We start from the raw sequence: 22488 nt of genomic DNA on the forward strand, positions 1-22488 counted from the left end.
TGCGTCGACCTGCCCGCCTGCGCCAGCCCAGAGTCCCGCGACGACCTTGACATCGCGGCAACTGCCAGGACTGGCATCTGCGATGGTGACGATGGCCCCCGGCGGCAATCTGCTGACATTATATCAGTTAATTCTTGAAAAATCGAAACATGAAAGTGGGTTGTGTATTCGCTATATTTGGGGCCGTGGTTGAATCTGAAGAATCGTTTGTCAGGTCCGGTGAATTACGGCTGTGGACTGAGCGGTATGGTGACCCGAAGGCCCCGGCGGTGCTGCTCATCATGGGCACCTCCGCTCCAGGCATTGGGTGGCCAGATCAGCTGGTAGAGGTACTCGTGGCCGGTGGGCTGCAGGTGATCCGCTTCGACCATCGGGACACCGGGCGGTCCACCTGCGTGGACTTCGCCGCAAGTCCCTACACGCTGGCAGATATGGCCGCCGACGCGATAGCCGTGCTGAACGGCCACGGAATCGCTGGCGCGCATATCGTCGGAGCGTCGCTCGGCGGCGCGATCGCTCAATGGCTGGCCGTGCATCGCCCGCAGCGGGTGCTGACCCTGGCCGCGATTATGACTGGTCCGATGGGACACAACGCAGGCCCTGCCTGGGCGCGCGCCTTGGCAGGTCAGGCGCCAGATCCCGACGACCTGCCACCGGCCGCGCCCCGCCTTCTGCAACACCTCGCGTGGCGGGCGACTCTACCCCAGACCACTCGGCAGGAATTCGTGACTGCCAACCTGGAGACCTGGCGTGTACTGAACGGCAGTGTCCTGCCGTTCGACGAGCCCGCTGCACGCCGATTTGTTGAGGCCTCCTATGACCGAGCCAGCGACCATGCCGCGGCTTTCAACCACGACCTGGCCAGACGTCAGATGACCGACGACCGACGTGTCCCGCTCTCCTCAATCAAGGCTGCGACACTGGTCGTCCACGGGACGGAAGACCCCCTGCGCCCGCTGGCTCACGGCCAAGCCCTCGCCGAGCAAATTCCGCACGCCCACCTGCACGCGATCCCCGGCATGGGACACGCTTTCTTCTCTCCTGGACTGCCCCGACGAATCGGTGAAATCATCCTCACACACATAGCGCTGCCTGAGCAGGGCGAACTCGGCTGACGTCCACTTCCCGCGGGGACTCCCGGCGGCCACTCGCGCTCCGTACGGTGGCCGCACGGGCAGAGAGATGCGAGGTTGAGGCTGGTCGCGGTCGAAGACCGCGAGAGCGGGCTGTGGTTGTGTTGTGGGTGCGGCGGGCTGCTGATGCCGCGGGCGAAAGTGACGGCGGTCTTCCGCTCGTGTGTGTGCCGGTCGCGGCACTGGCGCCGGATGCGGCGGGCGAAGGCGAGGACTGAGGCGGTGCAGGTCGGCCGGACCGCCGTCTGTGACGCTGCACTTACGCTTGACGGTCCGCGCGCTGATCTCCTCACCCAGCGCGGCCAGTTCAGCCGCTTGGGCCCGCTCACGTTCCGCCAGCGTGCGGGCGGCAGGATCGTACTCATGCCGGGGCCGAGCGCCTGCCGGGCCGTCCGGCGGCAGGCCGGGCAGAAGTTCGACGAGATGCCGCTGCCACCGCAGTGCGCGGCCCGCCACATCCTTGGGCGGATGCCCCAGCAGCGCGGCCGAGCCCAGCGCGGCCCGCTCACCGGCGCCGAGGGGCGGAAGCGGGTGCCTGGCCCCTGTCCGCCCTGAGGCGTACGGCCGTACTCGCCCTGGTGTACGGCCACACTGTCTGTCCGGCGCGGTGCGGACTGGGTCGACCCCAGCCGTGCGGCGGCTCACCACTGAGCGGTGAACGGCACGGTACGCCGGGGTCGGCGGCCGCGGACTGCTCCGTTTTCACGATCCGGTCGGTCGTCGTTGAGCCTGGCGGGATTCCGACTGCGGCGGCAGGCAGCAGGCGGGGGAGGGGCAGAGGGCAGACGCGCCAGCGCGGAATCGAATGGAAGGCTCGGACCGGTGCGAGGAGGCTCCAGGCCTGACGGGCCGCAGCACAAGGAATCCACAAAATGGCTGACTAGCGTCCCAGCACATGACACCGCTGAGGCGACTCGCCGGCCGGCCGTGGGTCTTGGCCGCCACTTTCGTCACGCTGCTGACCGGCTGCTCCGGCCGCTCGACGCCCTCCACCCCGGACGCGTCCGCTTCATGGTCGGCGCCCGGCGGATCATCGTCAGTGCTGTTCGGGGGGAACAAGAGCCTGCTGCACCAGCCGTTGGTGGGGCCGAAGCTCGCGATCGTGCGCACTTATCACGAGCTGGCGCACGACGACTTCCCCTCTGCCGAGGACACCCAGGCCCTGAACCAGGGCGCGGCCTTGCTGACCAGCTTCGGAAAGGGCGAGTGGACCTCGATCGCCTCCGGCGCGCAGGACTCGGCAATCAGATCATTCCTGACCAAGGTCGACCAGGCCGCTGTCGACCACCACCTCGGTGCCATCTACGTGACGTTCAACCACGAAGCCGACCTCATCAACGGGGAGAGGCCGGCCGACTTCGTCAAGGCGTGGGATCACATCCACTCTCTCGCCACCGACCTGAAGGTCAACTGGCAGGACGGCGGCAGGATCCACTGGGCGCTGATACTCACCCAAGGCGCATACGCCCCGGCGAGGGCCTCTCGCTACTGGCCCGGAGCCGGCAACGTCGATGTCGTCGGGGTGGACGGCTACAATGCCGCCGACTGCCGCAAGCACCCTTTTACCGACACCTACGCCGCCACCGGTAAGCCCGAGCAACCCGCACAGCTCTTCAGCCAGGCGGTGTCGTTCGCGGCCCGGCACGGCAATCTGCCAGTCTTCATCGCCGAATGGGGCAGCGTCCCATATCACACCGCGCGGACGCGCGCCGACTTCATCAAGGCCATGGCTTCCTACATCACCGCCCACCCCAGCATCCGATCCGAGATGTACTGGGACGCCCACGGCCAGAACAACGCCTGCGACTACAACCTTGCCAACGATCCCACCGCCACCAGCGCACTCGCCGCCATGGCAGCCGACTCACGCTTCCAAGCCAAGCCGTAGCCGGACGCTCTCACCGCCTGAGCTGTGCAGGAAGAGAACTCGGCACGGCGGCGAAGACCCACAGCGGCACGACTGTGAGGGCGTACTTCCGGCCGTGCCCTGGAGACACACCAGGCAGGCTTGCTCAACAACCCGGCTCCCCGGCTCTCTTCGCGGGCCCGGCGAGCCCCCATGCGGCCGCCTCGTCGGGGTAGGGGCACCAGGTGACGTGCCCGAAGGCCGGGCACCACGGTCGGGAGGAGGCACAAGGTGCCGCCTGTTGCACGCCTGGGTTGGCTCGGAGCGCTGACCATTGGGATAGCGCTGTTCGTCGTGGACGAGCGGGTCATGGTGGACACGGCCAACCCCAACTTCGTGCCCTCGGTGATCCTGCTGGGCGCTGCTGTGGTGCCGGTCGCCTTCGTGCTGTTCGTCGCGGAGCGGCGGCTGCCCTACGACGTGCCAGCGGGAGTGGTGTTCACCGCCGCCCTGCTCGGCGGGGTGATCGGCACCGTGACCGCGGGTCTGCTGGAGTACGACACGCTGCGCAGGCTGGGTGTGCTGCCGATGCTGGCCGTGGCGGTGATCGAAGAGGCTGCCAAGCTGGTGGTGCCGCTCGCCATCGTGGTGTTCACCCGCTACCGCAGGCCGGCCGACGGCGTGCTGGTCGGCGTCGCCTCCGGGGCTGGCTTCGCCGCGCTGGAGACCATGGGCTATGCCTTCGTCGCGCTGGTACGCAGCCACGGCAGCCTCATCACGCTGGACAACGTCCTGCTGCTGCGCGGCCTGCTCGCCCCGGCCGGCCACATGGCCTGGACGGGCGCGACCGCGGCGGCGCTGTGGATCGCCTTTCGCACGGGACGCTGGCTGCGCTTCGGCCTGGTCTTCGTCCTCGCGGTGGTGCTGCACGCGGCCTGGGACAGCATCGGCACGCTCACCGGCTATGCGCTGATCGCCACGGTCAGTCTGCTTTTCCTGGGCGCGCTCACCCACCGCACGGCCACCGCGACCGCACAGTGACCCCGTTGGGCCACCACGGACTGCTCAATTGGGTCTCACAAACATCCTCAAGACAGCTCCTACATCTCATCGAGCTGCAGGAGCGCCCGAAGGCGTCACCCTCGCTGTCCGCGCTGCCGTCTGCCCGTGAGTCCTAGCCTGCACACGCGGTTTAGAGCTCCTACAGTCTCCGCTACGTCCCCACGCGAGGCTGGCACGCTTGCGGTACTCGCCCGGGGCGTTCCATAGGCCGTCATGAATGCCCGGCTGAAGACGGCCGGGTCCGTGAACCCCCAGCGTGCGCCGATCGCTCCGATCGCAAGCCCGGTCAGTCCAGGGGCCGTCAGGTCGGCGCGGCAGCGCTCCAGCCGCCGTTCCCGGATGAAGGCACTGACGGTGTGCCTCTCCTCGCGGAACAGGTGGTGCAGGTAGCGCACCGAGATGCCATGAGCATCGGATACCAGTTGCGGCGACAGGTCGGGCTCCGACAGGTGCGCCTCGATGAACGACTTCCCCTTGTGCACGAGCAGGGCCTGCCGGTTTTCCGGTGCCAGCAGCTTCTCCCGGTCCGCCAGGCCGCAGAAGAAGCCCGTGGCGAGATGGAGTGCGGCGGCGCCGACCTGCTCGGCTTCCCAGCCGGTCCACTGCCCGCTGTCCAGGCCGCTGAGGAACCCCGCCAGTAGGGCCCCGCTGTTCGCGGCCCGTTGGGCCCGCGAGGCGCAGAAGAGCGCGACCAACAACACCGGCTGTGGCCGTGATCGGGCGCTTCTCCATGGTCTTGGCGGGCTTTGCCGCGTCTCGCGGTCGTGCGGTTGCTGCGGGCGCGGAGTGGTGCGGCTGGTACTGATGCGGGGCAGTCGGCACCGCCGCAAGGCACGCGCGGCGGTGCTGCAGCATCGTGACGTGAGGAGGGAATTGTCGTTGCGCTTACGTGGGTTCGCCTTGGGCCTACCAGCGGCAGGCCCTGGGTGTCCTGGCTCCAGGGCCTGTGCTCTCCCTAGACGCGCGATGCGTTGCACCGCCGGGGATGGTCTGGCGTGAACAGTGGCCAGTCCCCGTCAGCGCACTGTGTCCACTGCGGCGAGGGAAGGAGGGGATCAGCCGCATTCGTCCCATCGCCACGACCACGGGCGGCAACCAGACGCGGTGGGCTGGATGAGGGTGAGGTCCGTGTAACTGTGCTCCACGGGGTCGCCGCCGCCGGTCGCGGTCACGTTGTTCAGGACTGCTCTTGGCGCATGCGGGTCGATCGTGACCGGGACCGTGATGTCCGGGAAGGCGGTCATGGGGGCCACGGAGGTGGTGCTCGTGCACACGAGCAGAGTGCTGCTCGTGTTTGTACAGGTCCAGCCAGTGCCGCTGGCGCTGCCGTTCAGGGTGAGGCCGGAAGGCAGCGTGTCGGTGACGGTGACCGGATCACCAGTGGTGGCCGCATTGCCAATGTTCGTCACCGTGATCGAGTACTGGCCGTTCCCTCCTTGTTGGAATGGCTGTGTGTGAGACTTCTGGACCGTCAGCAATGGCGCCGGAGCCGGTTGGGCCGGCGCCGCGAAAGCCGTCACCGGCAGCATGCCAGCGGCCGTGGCTGCGGCCAGCGCCGCGACGCGACCGAGGGTCGGACAGAGTTTGCGCTTCATGAGCATTCCTCCTGCAGCAGTGTTGGGCGGGCCGTCACAGCCCGGACAGCGATAACGGCGCTGCTGAGTCCGCACCGCGCTAGACGTGACGGGACAACAGGCCGACACACCATGAGAAACCATCTGTTTTGTCTCACTTGGCGTCATTATCGCCAATGCGCGTGGTCATATGCCCGAGGCATGGTGGTCTCTCACTCGAATAGCCCCTTCTGGATGTTCCTTCTCCTGGGTTCGACGGTTAAGCGGCGCTCGGGAGCCCCCTGACCCGGCTGGTGGTGAGTACTGGCACCGCCACCCGGGTCCCGCTGCCGCAGAGACGGCACTTGCCTCGTCTTGTGGTCCTGCTGTCTTCGCGGCAGTGCGGTTAGCCCTGCGGGGCAGCTGGGGATGTGCGCGACTCGCCGGAGTGGCTCGCCCCAGCGCGGACCACCACGGCTGTGGGACCCGGTGAACTCGGGTCCCACGGTGGCATGCGGTCTCACTCCGTCTTGATCGCTTCTAGGACGACCAGCCGGGTCGCCAGCCGTGCGGGCCACACCGCCGCGAGGACGCCCACCACGGCTGCCAGAGCGAGGATGTTCGTGATCCGTGTCCACGAAAGCACCAGCACCAGAGGCCTGTTGCCCGTTTGGGCGATGGCCCAAGCGATGAACACGCCGAGCGCTACACCGTTGACCGCGTCGAAGAGGGAGATGACGACCGCTTCCAGTCGGATCATGCTCTTGACACGGGTACGTTCCAGGCCGATCGCCCGCAGCATGCCGATCTCGCCGCGGCGTTCGAAGACGGACAGCGCGAGGGTGTTGACCACGCCGAGTGCCGCGATGATCAGCGACATGCTCAGCAGCCCGTACAGGATGGAGAGCACCCTGGACGAGCGTGCCGCCGAAGGTGTTGCGAATGCCTTGATGGTCCATCACCACGATGGCCGGGTTGTCGCCGAGGCTGTCGCTGATGGCCTGGTCGCTCTTGGCGTTTGGGCCGCCTGCGACCTTGACCAGGACCTGCCGGATCTCCGGTTGGGTGGACATACGGGGCCAGGAGCCTGTCGGAGATCACGACGGGGTTGAGGAACATGTTGTGGGCAAAGGTCCGATGGTCACCTCGCCCTTTGTGTCATCGCGGTAGCTCGCGTGGACCGAGTCTCCGGCCTTCCAGCCGAGCGCCCGGGCCGTGTCGTCTCCGACCAGGATCTTGCCGTCGGCCAGCGCCGTGCGCGAGCCGCTGACCACGTCAATCTTCATTGTCTGGTCCAAGCTTTTGTGTCGGCGGCCGTGACGTCGATCTTCCGGATCTTCCCGCCGACGTCGAAGGCTGACATGCGGGCAACGGGACTCCTCGGCGATCAGCAATCCTGGCGGACTATCCGATCAACGCGACCCGTTGTCCACGTTTCGATCTGACGCCCAACCCCCTTGCCGCCAGTGCAAAACCGGCAGCTATCCGGCCTTGGGCCAAGTCCCGACGGCTCACGGCTCCCCTTCCCGACTGAATACGGCTGCGCAACAGCGCAGTCCGAAGTCGTTCGAGCCGACCACTCAACCGATCAGTGGCGGCGGCGACTTTGTGGCTTCATTGATGGCACCGCTCTGATTGAGGAGTCCGAGGCCGAGCAGCGTGCAGGTGTGCCAGACCGCTTGGCCTTCACGTTTGCTGACGACCAGGCGGGCATGCCGCAGTGCCTTGGTGTGTTCGGAGGCAGAGGACTTGCTGATGCCGAGCTCGCGTGCCACGTCCGTGGTGGTGCGCTCCCGGGTGAGCAGAGCAAGGACCGCGGCGCGGGTACTCCCAAGAAGGACGGCTACCGGATCGGCGGTGGACGGTTCGGGCAGCAGCGTCAGGGGAGTGATGGCCGGATAGACGAACACCGCAGGACCTCGCGGATAAACGCCGACCAAGGGCCGGCCGGTCCAGAACACAGAAGGCAGCAGGGTGATGCCGCGCCCGGCCAGGTGGATCTCACGTTCCTCGGGGGAGACGATCTCCATGACGGTTCCGGCCCAGCGGATCCCGCAGGCGAGACTGGTCAGAGTCGCTTGGATCCCGTGCTGGGCAAGGATGTGGGCACGCCACGCCTGCTCGGCGTCGAAGGCCGAAGCGATCCGGTGCCAGGCAGGGGCCAGGAGGCTGGCATGACCGGAGCGTACGGCGTCCTCAAGGAGCTGCCAGGCATCTCGGTCCTGGTGGGCGAGGCGAGTGATCCACCAGGTCTGCGGGCGACCGGCCTTGCAAAGGCGGGCCAAGTCGGCCCGGACGAAGGAGGGAGAGCTTGATCGGACCAGATCAAGGCCCTCGTCCAGCCCCTGGCTCAGAGGGTCGAGGAACAACGGCCCCTTCCCGGTCGGTGGTATGAGCTCCAACAGCGGCCGTGCGGAACGCGGGAAGATCCGCAGCGTGCGCTGCCGCCACCGGCCTAAGACAGGGTCGGTGCCCGGTCGCTGCAGCATCGCCGTGGCAAGCCCCAATTCCATCAACGGCGCCGGCTCCGTTGCAAGAGTGACCCGCAGCAGGTCCTCCAGTGTGAAGTACACGCGAAGCACAGGTTCCCCCCTGGTGTAGGGATGGCAGACGGCTCTGCGAGCTGCACTGTTCGGTCAAGGCCGAACTGCTTGCCGTGATTTGGCCCAGCCAGGACCATTCTGGCTGTAGTGAGCAGGCCTTGGCGCAGACATGCCTTACCTCCGCCTTCCTCTCCTGTGTCTCACGGACGGGAGTCCGGATCGCGCAAGTGCCCAGACAGGCCCCGCGGCTCTTCCACGATGCAAGAAAGGCGGCGAATGCGCAGCATTTCCACCAGATCCAGTCTGCTGCTCATGGCGGTCTTGAGCCATGCGAGACCTGCAATACGGTGGCGTGGCAACGCTGAGGCGAGGTGTCGGTGCTGCGCCATAGCCGCACCGACACCAGTCAACTCGGGCGGCAACGCCCGGTGCGTGGCGATCCGACGGCTGGCGGGGCGTGGCAAGTGACCGATCCGGCCATTCCGGACCAGCGTCGCATTCATGCAAGTCGCCTGCGGCATAAGCGCATCACACTCCTGTGGAACAGCGGCGACTTCACCTGCCGGAAGATCCGGCCCTGTGACGGTGCGGCAAACGAAGCCCGATCGTCCGCGGGTCGCAGATCCTGTGGAAGGAGTACTCATGGTTCGGTTGTCCAATCGGTGGGTTCTGGCGTTCGACGCCTCCTGTTGCCAGTGCAGGAAGGTGGCCGAGCGGGTCAAGCGCAGTGGCGGCGGGAGGCTCGATGTCATGCCGCTGTCCCATCCCGACGTACAGGCCTGGCGCGCGCAGGCCCTCGGCAAGGACGCTCCTCCGGCCCCAACGCTGATCCAGGTGGGCGCCGACCAAGTACGGGCCTGGACCGGACTGGCGGTCGCACCGCGGCTCGCCGTACGGCTGGGCCCGCGCTTCACCTGGCGTCTGCTCGCCGCCCTGGGCGAACTGCGTGGACAGACAGCGGAACGCGGTGAGTCCGGCGGCAAGGGCATCGGGCGGGGACAATTCCTCCGGCTGGCTGGTGTCGGCGCTGTCGCGGCACTGCTCAGTGGGCGGGCCACCACGGCCGTGGCCCGATCCATGCCCCCCACCGCGGCCGAGCAGTGGGTCCAAGCCCACAAGGGTGTGCTTCCGCGGCGCTACACCGACTTCGCCGCGCATGACCTCGCCCACCGCAAGGCCATCTACACGGAGCTACCCGCCCCGGACCGCAGTCGTCTGTGGTTGGAGCACCTGCACCGTTATCGCGCGTCGCACCCGTCCATGAGTGCCGATCAACTGCATGTCGTCGACCAGGCAGAGCGGATGGCGCATCAGGAGTCGGCCTTCGCCGCGACCATGGATACGTCACTCCACCGCAGGCTGGAGGGTCTGCGTCTGGCGGCCATCGCGGCGTTCGGCAAGACCGAGGGACGCATGCTGCTGGCGACCTTGGGCGGCCCGGCCCCATCACCGGAGTCCGTGAACTCCAGTGACTGCGCGTGCAGTTGCATAAGCGACTGGTGCGACAACGGCGCTTGCGTCTGCTGCCTCGACTGTTCGGATTGCGACTGTCACTGTCACGGAGGATGCGGAACCTTCTGGGAGTACCAGTGCGACGGCGGCTGCTTCTGAATACTTCCCTGCCTCGTGGCGTGCTCCGTCGCGCCCGGGGCGGGCCTGTGCCGCAATCCAGGGGCGGTCGGTGCACCGCGTTTGACATGTCGGTCACGAACTGGGGGCGAGGTTCGTGTGGTTGAGGGCGACGAGCACTCATGCGGTAGCCCGTTGGAGACGAGAGGTGCGTGCGCGTGGTCGGCATTGCGGATGCCGATAGATCATCCGCCCGGGGCGCGACCTCGATCACACGGCCGAGGGGACCGACGCGGTCAGTGCTCGCCTCGCCGCGCTGGAAGAAGTGCGCACCCTTGGAACCGCATTGGTATGGCGACAGCGCGGGCTCATTGCCGCGTGCGTGTAGCGATGGCACCACCATGACGGGGGACTGACGGATGGCCAGTTCGATTCGACTGGACACGGCCCTGTGGCTGGCCGCGTCATAGGCGTCACCCCCTGCGTGGCCGGAGCGAGAGAACCAGGGAAGTCAGGGCTGATGGGGGGAGCAGATGGACTCCTTTGGTGAGTGGGTTCGATGCTATCGACGGCGGGCGCGGCTGACGCAAGAGGAGCTGGCCGACCGCAGCGGGGTCAGTATCCGCACCATCACCGATCTGGAACGCGGCCGGGTCGCCCGTCCGCGTAGCGCCACCGTCGAGCGGCTGGCGCAGGCGCTACGCCTCGCGCGAGCGGAGCGGGCCGCGTTGCTCGCGGCAGCACGGGAGCTGCACTGGGGGTCGGCAGCGGACGAGGAGCGGGAACGGGAGCCCGTCGGAGCGAGTGCGCGGGCAGCGGCGCTGCCACGCGCGCTGCCGAGGGCGGCCCAGCCGTTCGTGGGGCGTGAGGACGACTTGGCCGTGTTGACCGCGACCGCGACGACCGCGCCGTGCCTTCCGGTGGTACTGACCGGGATGGCTGGTGTGGGGAAGACCGCGCTGGCCGTGGCTTTCGCCCACCGGGTCAGCACGCAGTTCCCGGACGGCCAGCTCTTCATCGACCTGCACGGCTACGACCCGGAAGGATCGGCGGTGACGCCTCAGCAGGCCGTGTGGCGGGCGCTGACGATGATCGAGGGTGCCGACCGGGTGTCCATTCAGAATCTTGACGAAGCAGTGGTCCGCTACCGCAGTCGACTGGCCGGTTCCCGAACTCTGATAGTGCTGGACGACGCCATCTCCTCCCAGCAGGTGCGGCCGCTGTTGCCCGGCGACGGGAACTGCCTGGTGATCGTGACCAGCCGGCGCCGACTGGCTGGCCTGGTAGCCCGGGACGGCGCCCGAGCGCTGGCCGTGGAAGTCCTCGCGCCGAGTGCGGCCACCAGGCTGATCGGCGAACTCGCGGGTGCGCCGGGTCTCTCGACGGCACCAGAGACCGCCCGGCTCGCCGAACGCTGCGGCCACCTGCCGCTGGCCCTGCGGATGGCGGCGGCCCGCCTGGGGCAGCAGGCCGGGGAAGCGCGCCAGGCCGAAGACGGTCCGCGCACGGTGCTGGCCAGGTTGGCTGCCGACGACCTGACTGTCCTCGGGGTGGAGGACGACCCGGGTGTCCCGGCCGCCCTGGACGCCTCCTACCGCTCGCTGGCCGCGCCTAGCGCCCGGGCGCTGGCCCTCCTCGGGTTGCTGCCAGCCGGTCGCGCTACGGCGATGGTCGTCGCGGCGTTGCTGGGTGTGGCCCCGGAGACCGTACGTCGGTGGATCGGCCCCCTGCTGGCCGTGAATCTGCTCACCGAGCCGCATCCTGGCTACTACCGCATGCACGACCTGGTGCAGCAGTACGCGAGGGGGATCGCCCAGCGGTTGCTGACCGAGCAGGAGCGCCGGCTGGCGCTGGCGCGACTCCCGACACGCGGCGCCTGTCAGCGCGCCGCAATCGACTCCCCGTCACCGGACGGACCGTCGGCCGAGGGCGCAAGCTGCTAGTCGTTCTTCGTGGACTGACTGCGAGTCGACAGCAGAGGATGGACCACCGCCGAGTGCCAGGGCCGCCACGGCCTCCGCCGTTCCAGGAGAGGGGAGGGCGACGGTGTCGCATCCGCTCGCCGCACTGATCAGTTCGGGTCGAATCACCTTGGGCGACACCACTGACCAGGCGGCCGTCTTTCGGGCCTGCTGCGAGCCGGATGCCTTCCTCACTGAGGCGGACATCGGGGAAAAGCTGGAGGTGAGCCTGCTGCGCTGGCCCTACCTGGTCCTCGAAAGCGCCGGACGGCCCGTCCCGATCGCCTCGTACACCCAGCGGAGGCAGTGCGTGGGAGCAACGCTGGACGGCTTCGTGGACCCCGAAGCCGTCCGAGCGCTCCAGGCGAAGGGCGTTGACCTGGAGCTGCGGCACCTCGCCGACTGGCATCGGCCCACCCGCGAACTCGAAGCGGAACTGGAGGCTATGGTGCCGTTCGCGGTGACCGCGCGGGCGGTGTTGCGCGCACCATGGCAGCAGGGTACGCAGGGCGTCGAGCAGAGCGCGGGCAGCCTGGTGGTCCAACTCGGCGGACGACTGCGCTGGCAGGCAGATGCGCCGGTGCCCGATGTATCGTCAGATTCCGTCCAAAATCCGGGAGACCTCCTCTACCTGCCTGCCGGACGGCGGGCTCGCCATCGGGCACTCGACGAATCCAGCCTCCACCTGGCCTTGGACTTCATCACACCCACCGTCGCGGATCTGGTCGCCGTGGTGCGTCGGCACGTCGTACAGAACAACCCGGACCTGATCCTGCGTCACCACCTCATCGCTGCCGAGCGGCGCTCGGTGGAGGTTCGAGACCGGCTGCGCGCGGCCGTCGCCGAGCTATCAGAGGGCCGGTGGCTGGCGCAGGCGCTTGCCCTGGCCCGTCGGCGCGCGCACCGGCGACCCCCGACCCCGCCGATCCGTTGGAGGCAGCCGTGACCGACGAGGCGGCCGTCGAGGGCCTGGTCGACGACAGCGAGGAGTTCTTCGCCCGGTACTGGGCCCGCGCCGCCGTCGTCCGTACCCCGCGGACTCCCCTCACCGGGCTCATCAGCTCGACCGAGATCTGGGCGGAAATCGACTGCGGCCTGTTGCTCCCGCCCTACCTGCGGGTCTTCGCGCCCGGCGACGCAGCACCGGCGGTCGCCGCTGAGCGGGCAAGCGGCGGCCACGCTCCGCCGAACGCCGCGGCCGTGCGCCACGCCTTCGACCACGGCGCCACGCTCCAACTCAACAATGTCGAGCAGTGGCACCGGCCCACCCGGGAGCTGGTGGCGGCCCTGGCCCCGGGACTGCCTGGCCTGCTGCGCGCCGTGGCCTTCCTCAGCCCACCGGGCGAGGCGCCGGTGATCACCGCGCACATGGACGGCGCTCATGTCTTCGTCATCCAGGTCGAGGGTGAGAAGGACTGGGCGGTCGGTGCGATGAGCCACACCACGCTGGGCGACCCTGCGTTCTGCCCGACCCCGGAACTGCCACCTGACGGGCGCCTTGACGTGACGCTGCGCCCCGGTGAGGTGCTCTATGTGCCGCACGGTTGCGCCCACTACGCCTTGGCCAGGTCCACCGAGTCACTGCACCTGTCGGTGAACGTCGAAGCGCCGTCCACCCGCCATCTGCTCGACGTGTACCTCGCCACGTTCGCGGCCAGCACCGAAGGGCGGCGGCTGTGCGCCGAAGCGGGCCCGCGGTCGGCCGAGCTGGTCCGGCTGGTGCGCGAGGGCCTGGCGGCGCATCTGGCCGCGGCCGACCCCGAGCAGACGGCGACGGAGGCGCTGCAGTTGTTCAGTCGTGACGGGGGCGGTGCGCCCGGGCGTTGACCGCACGACCGTCCGACCAGCGGATCGCAGCCAGAAGAAGTGACACACCATCAGGCAACGCGGGGCAATCCCCGCGCGGAGGGGACATGGGAGCAGCGCACAGCGGGTCCGACGGCGCGGAGCCGTCGAAGAAGACACACCTCGAAGGCACCCACCGGGTCTGCCCACCCGAAGAGACCCTTCGGCGTCTCCGGCCGCTACTGGGCTACCTGGGCGTGACCAGGGTGGCGGATGTGACCTGGCTGGACGACACCGGCGTACCGGTGTACCAGGCGGTCCGGCCGAACTCCTACCTGCTGTCGGTGGCGCAGGGCAAAGGGCTGACCCCGGCGCTCGCCGAGGTCTCAGCGGTCATGGAGGCCATCGAGCTGTGGCACGCAGAGCGGCTGGGGCCCGGCGAGCACACCGCGACGGTCGGAGAGGTCGAGGGCGAACTCGAGTATGCCGTCGACGAGTTGGCGGGCCTGCGATCACGCAACCATTTGAACCCGGCGGTGCGGCTGGGATGGAGTTCCGCGCGGCACCTGGTCAGCGGCGGCCCCTCGCTGATTCCGGCCCAGTACCTGCGCCTGGACGGCCGGGTTCGCGATGTCTGGGCGCCGCAGCTGTTCCTGGCGTCCAGCAACGGGCTAGCGAGCGGCAACACCTTCGATGAAGCGGTGCTGCACGGCCTGTACGAGACCATCGAGCGCGACTCCCTGGTCCGCACCGGCCCCGGCCCCGCCCCGCGGGTGCTGGACCTGGACAGTGTCGAGGGGAGCGCGCGGCAGTTGATCGAGCAGGTGGCGGGCAGAGGCGTCCAAGTGGTCATCGAAGTGCTGGAGAGCCCGCTCGGCCTGCCCTGCCTACGGGCTCGGATCACCAGCGAGCCGTTCCCCGAACTCTTCCTGGGCATGGGGGCGCACCTGGACCGGGACGTCGCGCTGTGCCGAGCACTAACCGAGGCGGTGCAGTCCCGGGTCACCACCATCGCGGGCTCGCGCGACGACATGTCCGCAGAGGCGTACCACCGGGCCGCTGCCGTCCGGGCCGGTCGTACGGCAGCTCCCGACCTGGAGAGCATGTTCAACCTCGCGGAGCGAGTCTCCTACCGGGACCTGCCCACGCTCTGTCAGCCGACGCTGGCGGACGACCTGGGCCTGGTGGCCGCCCAGGTGCACCGGTCCACCGGCCGGGACCCGCTGGTGGTCGACCACACCCGTGCGGACGTGGGCATTCCAGTGGTGCGGGTGGTCTGCCCGCGGCTGCTGTTCGACGCGGACCTGGTCTGAGAGGGGATTCGATGCGACGCTTCCTGTTCAGCGGACCCAGCCTGCCCGATGCGCGGCAGGTGGTGGGGGACAGCCCGATCGAGGTGTTACCGCCGGTGGCAGCCGGCGACCTACTGCGGCTGCCGCTGCGCCCTGGCGACGCCGTGGGCATCGTTGACGGTTATTTCCACCAGACCCGGACGGTGCGGCACAAGGAGATTCTCGCGGTGCTCTCGGCGGGTGTCCGTGTGCTGGGGGCGGCTAGTATGGGCGCGCTACGCGCGGCGGAACTGCACCGCTTCGGGATGATCGGGATCGGCGGGATCTACCGAGACTTCCAGACCGGTGCCCTGACGGCCGACGACGAGGTGACACTCGCGCACGGCGACGCCGACAGCGGATACCGGGCCGGTTCGATCCCACTGGTCTGTCTGCGGGCCACGTTGGCCCGTGCGGAGCGGCGGGGATTGCTCAGCACCGCTCTGCGGGAGGCGGTTATCGAACGGCTCGCCCGCTCCCCCTACCCGCTGCGGACCTGCCAGGCCGTCGAATCGGCCGCCCGTTCCTGCGGGTTGGAAACGGCGGCGGCGCACGCGCTCGGCGCCTACTGCGACGAGCACCTGGTTGACGTCAAACGCGAGGACGCACTCCTCCTGGTCGAAGCGCTGCGGGCGGAGCCCGAGGGCTCGGGTCAGCCAGCGCCGCCGCTGACCCGCACCAGCTTCCTCTACTCCTGGCAGCTGCTGGCCGTCGGCACGGACACCGGCGATGGGCACGGCTGGGTCTCCGACCTCGCGCTGCTGAGGGCCTGCCAGATCCTGGACCCCTCCTATCCGGACGCCTATCGGCGTTTCGCGCTCGGCCGGTTGGCCCAGGACTGCCGCCGCGAGTGTGCGGATGCTCAGGAGCCGGATCCAGCCCGAGCGGCGGTCGCCCACGGAACGCATCGCGGCCTGTATCCGCCACTGGACTCGGTGGCGGACTTCGACTTCCTGGCCGACTGGCTGACCAAAGCGGAGCGGGGGTCGCTCGATCGTCACGAGCAGGTGGAGCGGTTCCTGATCCGCAGTTTCCGGATCGAACCAGGAATCATCGACGACATGGGCGCCTTGGCCGCGCTGCGCGAAAGCTCCGAATTCGCGGCGGCACGCAGGGTGGTCACGGCGGCGGACCAGGTCAATAGGCAGGCCAGGGAACTGGAGTCGCGGTTCGGGCTGGAGACGCTGAACGAACGGCGGATCGTCGCCTGGCTGGCCGAGCGGTGGGGAGTCTCCGACGACGAGGAACTGGAACTGCACGCCCTGGATCGCGGTCTGGGGTCGGTGTCGCGGGCGGTGGCCGCCGCGCGGCCTGTATACCTGCTGGCCCGGCACCGCCCGAGCCTCGCCGAACTGACGGCGTTCTAAGCAAGCCGGGCGAAGTCCGCTGCGGCTCGGCGGCGCCTTGAAGGGGCCGGGGGGACCTGCGCGACCAGCCACGATGGTGCCGCAGCCGATCGACGGCACCTTGCGGCGCTTCCAGCGGAGCGCTTACGACTCCGTCGGCGCTTGGGATTGCGGCATGCTGGCCCGGCGGTTCGGCTGGTGGTTGATCAACAGGTGACCTACCGGGCGAGTACCAGTTCGGTGCGGTGGACGGGTCGGGTGGCTCGCCTTGCGGGCACGATCGGAGACCAGGCCCGCGATCGCGCGGTGCGTCTGCGCGTAGTCCTCGGGGCGTCCGGTGTAGCGCTACAGCGGTCGCCACTGGCGCATCTCGGCATTGGCGTGCTCGACGACGATGCGGCGAGAGGACTGGCGGCGCAGCATCTCGCGCCAGGCCAGCTTCTCCTGAGCCACTCAGCCTGGTGCGGCTACAGGCCGAGAGCCCGCCACATCCGTGCCCGTGGGCCCTCAACGCCAAGGCGTGCGGCGTCTATTGGTCCGGCACGCCTGCCCCCAGCACCTGCCGGTCGTGATCCGGCAACACCAGTTCGGCCAGGTCCCGCCCGGGGCGTCCCGCAAGCTGAACGGCGACCCATCAAGGACTCAGGACACCTGGCAGGCCCGTGCCCGGCGAAGCTGCCAGTGCTTCTGCGTGGACCGACACAACCGGTGCAGCCATGCTGGGCCAGGTCAGCCGGGGCTCACGACCGGCACCATCGACAGCGCGGGAGGCGCTCATGCCCATCGAGGAAACGCTCGCCAGTGCACCGCTCGACCTCACCGTGACCGACGTAACCACGTTGACCTGGGAGGAGTTGGCGGCGGAGATGTACGACGGGCCGAACTACACCTCGCCCTGCAACCTCGGCTGCGGGACCAGCAACGGCGCCATCTGTAGCGGGTGCACGGCCTGCATCTCGTGTGCGGCGCCAGAGCAGTCGATGCCCGAAGGGTGAGCCTCCGCCACCGCCTGCACGACCCGACCGATGGGGGAGGATGGCCCATGGTGTTGCCCTCCGCGGCTCGATGGGCCGCGACCGCGCCGGTGGACAGCGCACCGCCCATGGCTGACGACGGTCGGACGGATCCGCCGTCTGGGGCGCTGGAACAGCTGGTCTCGCCGTTCGGGGTGGTTTCCGCAGTGCGGCGGCTCCGCTCGCCGCGCGGCCTCGCCAGGCTCGCCAACTACGTGGCGTTGGGCGGCGGCAGGGCGCCCGGGGTGCCGCCCGCGAGTCGCCGCCCGGAGAGCGGTGACGGTTGCGGGCGGGTGCTGGACGACACCGCGCTGGGTCGGCTGATCGCCGTCGCGGAGGCGGCCGAGCGGTACGCCGCCGGCGACTTCCTGCGCGAGACCGTGGTCTGGGCCCGGGCCGGCGAGCTGGACGGCCCTACCTTGGACACCTGGCGGATCGCCCGTTGCTCGCCGCGTGAGTATGGCCACCCACGGTGCCCGGTGCGGCCGTTCGACGCAGATGCAGCCATCCGCTGGGTGCTCGGCTTCGATCTCGCCACCGGCGAGCGCACCTGGGTGCCTGCCGTGATGGCCTGCTACGCGTTGCGGGACGTGCGCCCCGAAGAGGCGTTCGTCTATAGGCTGTCGACCGGCTACGCCGTACACACCGACCCGACCGAGGCCCTGGTCCAAGGGGTGTGCGAGGTGGTCGAGCGGGATGCGGCGGCCGTCGCCTGGTTGCAGTGCCTGCCGCTGCCGCTGATCGTCGAGAATGCCCGGTCCGAGCAGTTGGACCACCTGCTCTCCTGGGGCGCGCGGCATTTCCTGGACAGCTACCTCTTCGACGCCACCACCGATGTCGGCCTGCCCACGGTGTGCTGCCTACAGGTCGCGCACCACGACCCACGGGCCCACCAAACGATGGGCTGCGGCACCGGCCGCACGATCGTGGAGGCCGCAGAGAAGGCGTTGCTGGAGGCGACCACCGTCCGCGCCATCTACACCAGCGAGGATCCGGTGCCGGACAGCCCGGCGGACTTCGCCAACGTGGACCACGGCGCGCGCTTCATGGGGCGGGCGGAGCGCCGGGCGGCGTTCGACTTCCTGGTTGACGGTGCCGCACGGCGTCCACGCAGCGAGCACGTCCCCTGGCCGAGGGATCCGGCCACCATGCTCGAACGGCTCGTCAGCACGCTCACCGGGCTGGGCATGCAGGTGCTGGCCGTCGACCGCACCCCGCGAGAACTCGCGGCGGTGGGCCTGACCGCGGTCAGCGTGGTGATCCCCGACCTCCAGCCGCTCTCGCTGGCGCCGCTGGCCCAGTTCCGAGCGCACCCGCGGCTGTCCGCACTGCCGCCGGCGCTGGGATACCCCAACCGAAACGAGGAGGAACAGAACCTGTGGCCGCATCCGCTGGCGTGAACGGAAGGGGTCCGGCCCCGGTCGCTGTCCTGGGCGTCGGGGAATTCGGTGTCCGCACCGCCGACTTCCTGGTTGATGTCCTGACTGAGGGACGGGGCGAGGAGGCGCGGCGGGTGGCAGACCTCGCGGCTGCCTTTCAGCGTCCCGCCGCACTGGTGGCGCTCGCCGCATGGCGGCCGGTCGCGGGCGCCTGCGAGCTGGCCGACCAGTACGCCTTCCGCAACGGCACGGCGTGGCTGCCGGTGGTGCTGGACCACCCCGTACTGAGGGTGGGCCCACTGGTTCAGCCGCCGTGCGCGCCCTGCTACCGCTGTTTCAGGCGGCGGCAGTTGCAGCACGACGCGGAGCACCGCACCACCTCGCTGCTGCACGCAGCCTACGAAGGCGACTCCGGGCTCGGGCCGCGCGGCTACCTCCCCTACCAGGCCAGGATGGCCGCCGCCCTCGCGGCGGACCTGGCGGCAGCGGGCATGGCGGCGGTCGGTGAGGTCCGGGAGCTGAACCTGTTCGATCAGCGGCTGCACCTGTCACGGGTGGTCCCGTGCCACGACTGCCGACGCTGCGGGCCAGGTGAGGGGGCTGGCCCGGTCGAAAGGATCGGGCCGGTGCTCGAACGCCTCGGCCGCTCGCCACTGGCGCCGACCGTGCCAGTGCCCGAGTTGGCCGTAGGGGAGGAGCGATGAGCGGCCCGGGGCCCCGGTTCTGTCAGAGCCTGGCGGTGGCGACCGCCAGCGACACCCTGGTGATCGACGGAGCGGTCCGGCGCCACAGCTTCACCGGCAAGTCCGTCAGCACGGCCCTGTTGCCCCTGCTCCCGCTGCTGGACGGCCGTAGGGACACTCGCGCACTCGCCGCCGCCGCAGGCTTGACCGCGCCCGTCGTCGAGCAGGTGGTCGAGCTGCTCGACGAGTGCGGCCTGCTGGAGTACGTGTCGCCCCAGCCGACGCGGCCGCTTGCTGCGCCCGGCCATGTGCGCGACTACCTGTCCCGCACTCTCGGCGCAGTCGTCGGCCACCGCAGTGCTGAAGAGGTGGTGCACGTGCTGGCCGGCAGTGCCGCAGTCATCGTGGGCCGCTCCCCGGCCGCCGACCTGCTCGCCGACGACCTCGCCGAGGTGGGCGTAGGCCGCCTCACCCGCCTGTCCCACCCCGCATCCACGGCGCACGGCCTGTCCCGACTGCTTACCGCGGACCGCTCGCAGCTAGTGGTGGTCTTCGACGACGAGGACCGCGCTGCACCTCTCAGGGAGCTGGTCACCGTTTGCGCGCCCACGGCCACGCCCGTCCTGCGCTGTGCGGTCGACACCGGGGTCGTCCAGTTCGGCCCGCTCTTCCTCGATGGCTTCACGGCCTGCCCCGACTGCTTCCACCGTGGCTTGCAGGAGTTCCACGCGGCAGTGGCGGCCCCAGCACCACTCGCGGCGCCGAACGGGCGGCCGGAGGCGCTCGCCCACGCCCTGCTGGCCGCGCTGGCGGCAGACCAAGTGCTCGCCGTGCTCGCCGGCCTCACCGAGCCCACCGCGTTCCGCACCATGACCACCGTCGACGTACTCGGCTTGGCTCGCGAACAGCTGCTCGTCACTCCGTACCCTGACTGCGCCCGCTGTCTGGGGTCGGCGGCTGGCGGGGGCTCCTTCGGCCCAGCCCACATCTACGAGTGGCAGATGGAACGCCCGCCGCGCCGACTGGCATCGGCCGGCCGGGTAGCCCGAGCCGACCAGGAGCGGTACGCGCAGTTGCAGCGGTCTCGGCCTGATTTCCCACTGTCGCCGCGCCGGGCGCTGCCTTCAGATCGCCCCTCGGACTCAGCGCACCCCGCACCCTTGCTGTCAGCGATCGCGGCGATCCTGCGCAGGACAGCCGGCCGCCGGCCCAGCGAGGGCCAACCACTGGCCCGGTGGACGGCCAGCGGCGGAAACCTGGGCTCGGTCGAGGCATATGTAATCGCCGAGGACGGCTTGTTCGATCTCCCGGGCGCGGTGGTGCGCTACGACGACCAGAGCGACGAGGCGGTGGCGGTGCACGCCGAACCGGTGTCGATGGAGGCCTGTTTGGCGGACAGCGGGTTGCCGGCCGAGGGCGTGCGGGCGGTGGTCGTGCTGGTCGCCTCGGTGGGCAGGCTGGGAGCCAAGTACGGCCGGTTCGCCCACCGCCTGGCGCACCTGGACGCCGGCTGCGCCGCAGTCTCCCTTGCAGTGGCCGCCGCCGAGCAGGGGCTGGCCGCCGTCTTCGCCCCGGCCTGGCGCGCGGACCTGGCCGAGTTGCTGGAGCTGCACTCCGACCGCGAACTCGTCACCGCCCTCGTGACCCTTCGCACCCCGCAGGAGCGGTGATGCCACTCGTACCGATCGGTGAGCCAAGCCGGACGATCGCGGACGCCCTGCGGCAGGGCCGGGGGCCACTCCCACAGCCGGTCCGGGTGCCAGCCGGCTCGCCGGTGCCCGGCAGTGCCGAGTGGTCGTCAGAGTTGGGGGACGCGGTGCGGCAGCGCCGGTCCGTGCGGCAGTTCGCGGGCCGGCCAGTTGCCCCGGCGGCCCTGTCCGCCGCGATCGAGGACGGGTACCGGGCCGAGTCCACCCTCTGGCCTGCCCGGTTGCACGGTACGGTCGACTTCACCGTGCTGACCGCCGCCTTCGCGGTCCAGGGTTTGGCGACGGGGCTGCACCACCAGGCGGTTCCCTTCGTGCCGCAGTCGGAGGGCCCGCTGGGCAACCCGCCCTGGCTGGCTGATCTGCGGGCCGAGTACGCGCCCGCACCGGCGATCCTGCTGATCTGCGGCGACATCAGCGCCGCAGGGCGCGATGGCGGCGGCTACGGCACGCTGCTTATGCGCGCGGCAAGCCTGGGATACGCCGCCTGGCTCTCGGCGGTCTGCGCCGGGCTGGCGGGAGCGGTCTTCGGCGGTGCACAGCGAGCGGTGAGCGCGGAGGCGAGTCGGCTTGACCACCGGTTCCGGCATCTCTTCACCCTGGTGCTCGGCTACGAGCACGCGGCGGACGCCGACGCGAAAGGACGGCCGGCATGACCGGCCCGCAGCGGCCCGAGCCGGTCTTCATGCTCGCTCCGCCACGCTCGTACTCGACAGTATGCCTAGCGCTGCTGGCCGGCCACCCCGGCATCTACGGCTTCCCCGAACTGCTGCTCTTCCCCCTGACCACGGTCGGCGAACTCCTCACCGAGGGGCAGCGCGCGCCCGACCTGGACCGCCGCTACGTCGAGGCACGGCAGAGCGGACCGTTGCGGGCCCTCGCCCAGGTGCACGAGGGCAGTCAGTCGGACGCGGCGATCGACCGCGCTCGCGCGTGGCTGCACGGACACGCCGGCTGGCCGGTCACCCGGCTGTTCGACCACCTGCTCGCCGAGGTGGCCCCGCGGATCGGGCTGGAGAAGTCGCCGGACACGATCGGCAGCGACCAGGCGGTGGCCGCTTGCCTGGCTGCCTACCCGAGGGCCCGGTTCCTCCACCTGACCAGGCATCCGGAAGCCACCCAGCGCTCGATGCATCGCCATTGGCAGGACCTGACGCACTTTCACAGCCGACGCCAGGTGATAGTCGCCGCCGCCTCCACCTGGTACCTCGGCCACAGCCGCACGGTGCGGACGCTCTCCGCGCTGCCCGCCGAGCGCTGGCTGCGGGTGACCGCCGAGAACCTGCTGCGCGAACCCCGAACCTGGCTGCCCAGGATCCTCGACTGGCTTGACCTGCCCTACGACGACGCCGTGCTCACCCGGATGCTGCACACCGAGAGATGGGAGTACGCGGGCCGCGGCGAGTCTGGCCGGCTCCTGGGCGGCGACGCGGTCTTCATGTACCACCCGGCCCTGCGCGCGGTCCCCGACCCCGGCCCCGTGGCCTTCGACCCCGCCTGGGGCCTGCCAGCGGAGATGTGCCGCCGGATGACGGAGCTGGCAGAGCTCCTCGGCTATCGCACGGCGGATGCCTGACC

At 69.6% G+C, this 22488-nt stretch carries 21 protein-coding genes; 16 read left to right on the forward strand and 5 right to left on the reverse strand.

Annotation, left to right across the window (positions count from 1 at the left end):
- The first annotated feature begins 185 nt into the window (after positions 1-185).
- The 4 genes from NON19_RS12230 (at position 186) to NON19_RS12245 (ending at position 4020) form a co-directional block, all read left to right on the forward strand.
- Positions 186-1115: an alpha/beta fold hydrolase gene (locus tag NON19_RS12230; protein ID WP_255927249.1), complete on the forward strand. Its 930-nt coding sequence runs from the start codon at positions 186-188 to the stop codon at positions 1113-1115.
- A gap of 381 nt (positions 1116-1496) precedes the next feature.
- Positions 1497-1688, forward strand: coding sequence for a hypothetical protein (locus NON19_RS12235; protein WP_255927251.1), 192 nt, complete (start codon positions 1497-1499; stop codon positions 1686-1688).
- A 340-nt stretch (positions 1689-2028) separates the two neighbouring features.
- Positions 2029-3021, forward strand: a complete 993-nt coding sequence (locus NON19_RS12240) for a glycoside hydrolase family 26 protein (protein WP_255927253.1) — start codon at positions 2029-2031, stop codon at positions 3019-3021.
- A gap of 249 nt (positions 3022-3270) precedes the next feature.
- Positions 3271-4020 carry a PrsW family intramembrane metalloprotease gene (locus NON19_RS12245; RefSeq protein ID WP_255927255.1) on the forward strand — a complete coding sequence of 250 codons (750 nt, stop codon included), beginning with the start codon at positions 3271-3273 and terminating at the stop codon, positions 4018-4020.
- Between the two features lie 95 nt (positions 4021-4115).
- Here the strand turns inward: NON19_RS12245 and NON19_RS12250 are convergent, their stop codons facing one another.
- The 5 genes from NON19_RS12250 to NON19_RS33400 all read right to left on the reverse strand — a co-directional run bounded on the left by NON19_RS12250 (position 4116) and on the right by NON19_RS33400 (position 8167).
- Entirely contained in the window at positions 4116-4736 is a 621-nt protein-coding gene (locus tag NON19_RS12250; RefSeq protein WP_255927257.1) for a helix-turn-helix domain-containing protein, read from the reverse strand.
- A 360-nt stretch (positions 4737-5096) separates the two neighbouring features.
- Positions 5097-5636: a DUF11 domain-containing protein gene (locus NON19_RS12255; protein WP_255927259.1), complete on the reverse strand. Its 540-nt coding sequence runs from the start codon at positions 5634-5636 to the stop codon at positions 5097-5099.
- A 478-nt stretch (positions 5637-6114) separates the two neighbouring features.
- Entirely contained in the window at positions 6115-6474 is a 360-nt protein-coding gene (locus NON19_RS12260) for an ABC transporter permease (RefSeq protein ID WP_255927261.1), read from the reverse strand.
- A gap of 217 nt (positions 6475-6691) precedes the next feature.
- Complete coding sequence (locus tag NON19_RS12265) at positions 6692-6880, reverse strand: hypothetical protein (protein WP_255927263.1); 189 nt, start codon at positions 6878-6880, stop codon at positions 6692-6694.
- A 294-nt stretch (positions 6881-7174) separates the two neighbouring features.
- Positions 7175-8167: an ArsR/SmtB family transcription factor gene (locus NON19_RS33400; RefSeq protein WP_255927265.1), complete on the reverse strand. Its 993-nt coding sequence runs from the start codon at positions 8165-8167 to the stop codon at positions 7175-7177.
- Between the two features lie 612 nt (positions 8168-8779).
- On the opposite strand from NON19_RS33400, the gene NON19_RS12275 reads away from it, so the two are divergent.
- The 12 genes from NON19_RS12275 (at position 8780) to NON19_RS12330 (ending at position 22486) form a co-directional block, all read left to right on the forward strand.
- The gene (locus tag NON19_RS12275) at positions 8780-9748 is read left to right on the forward strand and encodes a bacteriocin fulvocin C-related protein (RefSeq protein WP_255927267.1); all 969 of its coding nucleotides are present in this window, start codon (positions 8780-8782) and stop codon (positions 9746-9748) included.
- A gap of 491 nt (positions 9749-10239) precedes the next feature.
- The gene (locus NON19_RS12280; RefSeq protein ID WP_255927269.1) at positions 10240-11649 is read left to right on the forward strand and encodes a helix-turn-helix domain-containing protein; all 1410 of its coding nucleotides are present in this window, start codon (positions 10240-10242) and stop codon (positions 11647-11649) included.
- A gap of 103 nt (positions 11650-11752) precedes the next feature.
- The gene (locus NON19_RS33405; RefSeq protein WP_255927271.1) at positions 11753-12613 is read left to right on the forward strand and encodes a cupin domain-containing protein; all 861 of its coding nucleotides are present in this window, start codon (positions 11753-11755) and stop codon (positions 12611-12613) included.
- On the forward strand, positions 12610-13494 hold the full coding sequence (locus tag NON19_RS12290) for a JmjC domain-containing protein (RefSeq protein WP_255927273.1): 885 nt from the start codon (positions 12610-12612) through the stop codon (positions 13492-13494). The genes NON19_RS33405 and NON19_RS12290 overlap by 4 nt, the downstream gene beginning before the upstream one ends.
- Before the next feature lie 86 nt (positions 13495-13580).
- Positions 13581-14765 carry a YcaO-like family protein gene (locus NON19_RS12295; protein WP_255927275.1) on the forward strand — a complete coding sequence of 395 codons (1185 nt, stop codon included), beginning with the start codon at positions 13581-13583 and terminating at the stop codon, positions 14763-14765.
- Positions 14766-14776: 11 nt separating this feature from the next.
- Positions 14777-16150 carry a TfuA-like protein gene (locus NON19_RS12300; protein WP_255927277.1) on the forward strand — a complete coding sequence of 458 codons (1374 nt, stop codon included), beginning with the start codon at positions 14777-14779 and terminating at the stop codon, positions 16148-16150.
- Between the two features lie 755 nt (positions 16151-16905).
- Positions 16906-17124 carry a hypothetical protein gene (locus NON19_RS12305; protein WP_255927279.1) on the forward strand — a complete coding sequence of 73 codons (219 nt, stop codon included), beginning with the start codon at positions 16906-16908 and terminating at the stop codon, positions 17122-17124.
- A gap of 47 nt (positions 17125-17171) precedes the next feature.
- Positions 17172-18542, forward strand: a complete 1371-nt coding sequence (locus tag NON19_RS12310; protein ID WP_255927281.1) for a YcaO-like family protein — start codon at positions 17172-17174, stop codon at positions 18540-18542.
- A 113-nt stretch (positions 18543-18655) separates the two neighbouring features.
- Positions 18656-19225 (forward strand): TOMM precursor leader peptide-binding protein, encoded by a 570-nt coding sequence (locus NON19_RS12315; protein WP_255927283.1) that lies wholly within the window; start codon positions 18656-18658, stop codon positions 19223-19225.
- On the forward strand, positions 19222-20874 hold the full coding sequence (locus NON19_RS12320; RefSeq protein ID WP_255927285.1) for a nitroreductase family protein: 1653 nt from the start codon (positions 19222-19224) through the stop codon (positions 20872-20874). The genes NON19_RS12315 and NON19_RS12320 overlap by 4 nt, the downstream gene beginning before the upstream one ends.
- Positions 20874-21566, forward strand: coding sequence for a nitroreductase family protein (locus NON19_RS12325; RefSeq protein WP_255927287.1), 693 nt, complete (start codon positions 20874-20876; stop codon positions 21564-21566). The genes NON19_RS12320 and NON19_RS12325 overlap by 1 nt, the downstream gene beginning before the upstream one ends.
- Positions 21563-22486, forward strand: a complete 924-nt coding sequence (locus NON19_RS12330; protein WP_255927289.1) for a sulfotransferase family protein — start codon at positions 21563-21565, stop codon at positions 22484-22486. Before NON19_RS12325 ends, NON19_RS12330 begins: the two co-directional genes overlap by 4 nt.
- Positions 22487-22488 lie beyond the last annotated feature (2 nt).

The organism is Streptantibioticus rubrisoli (genome assembly GCF_024436055.1).
Lineage (GTDB): Bacteria > Actinomycetota > Actinomycetes > Streptomycetales > Streptomycetaceae > Streptantibioticus_A > Streptantibioticus_A rubrisoli.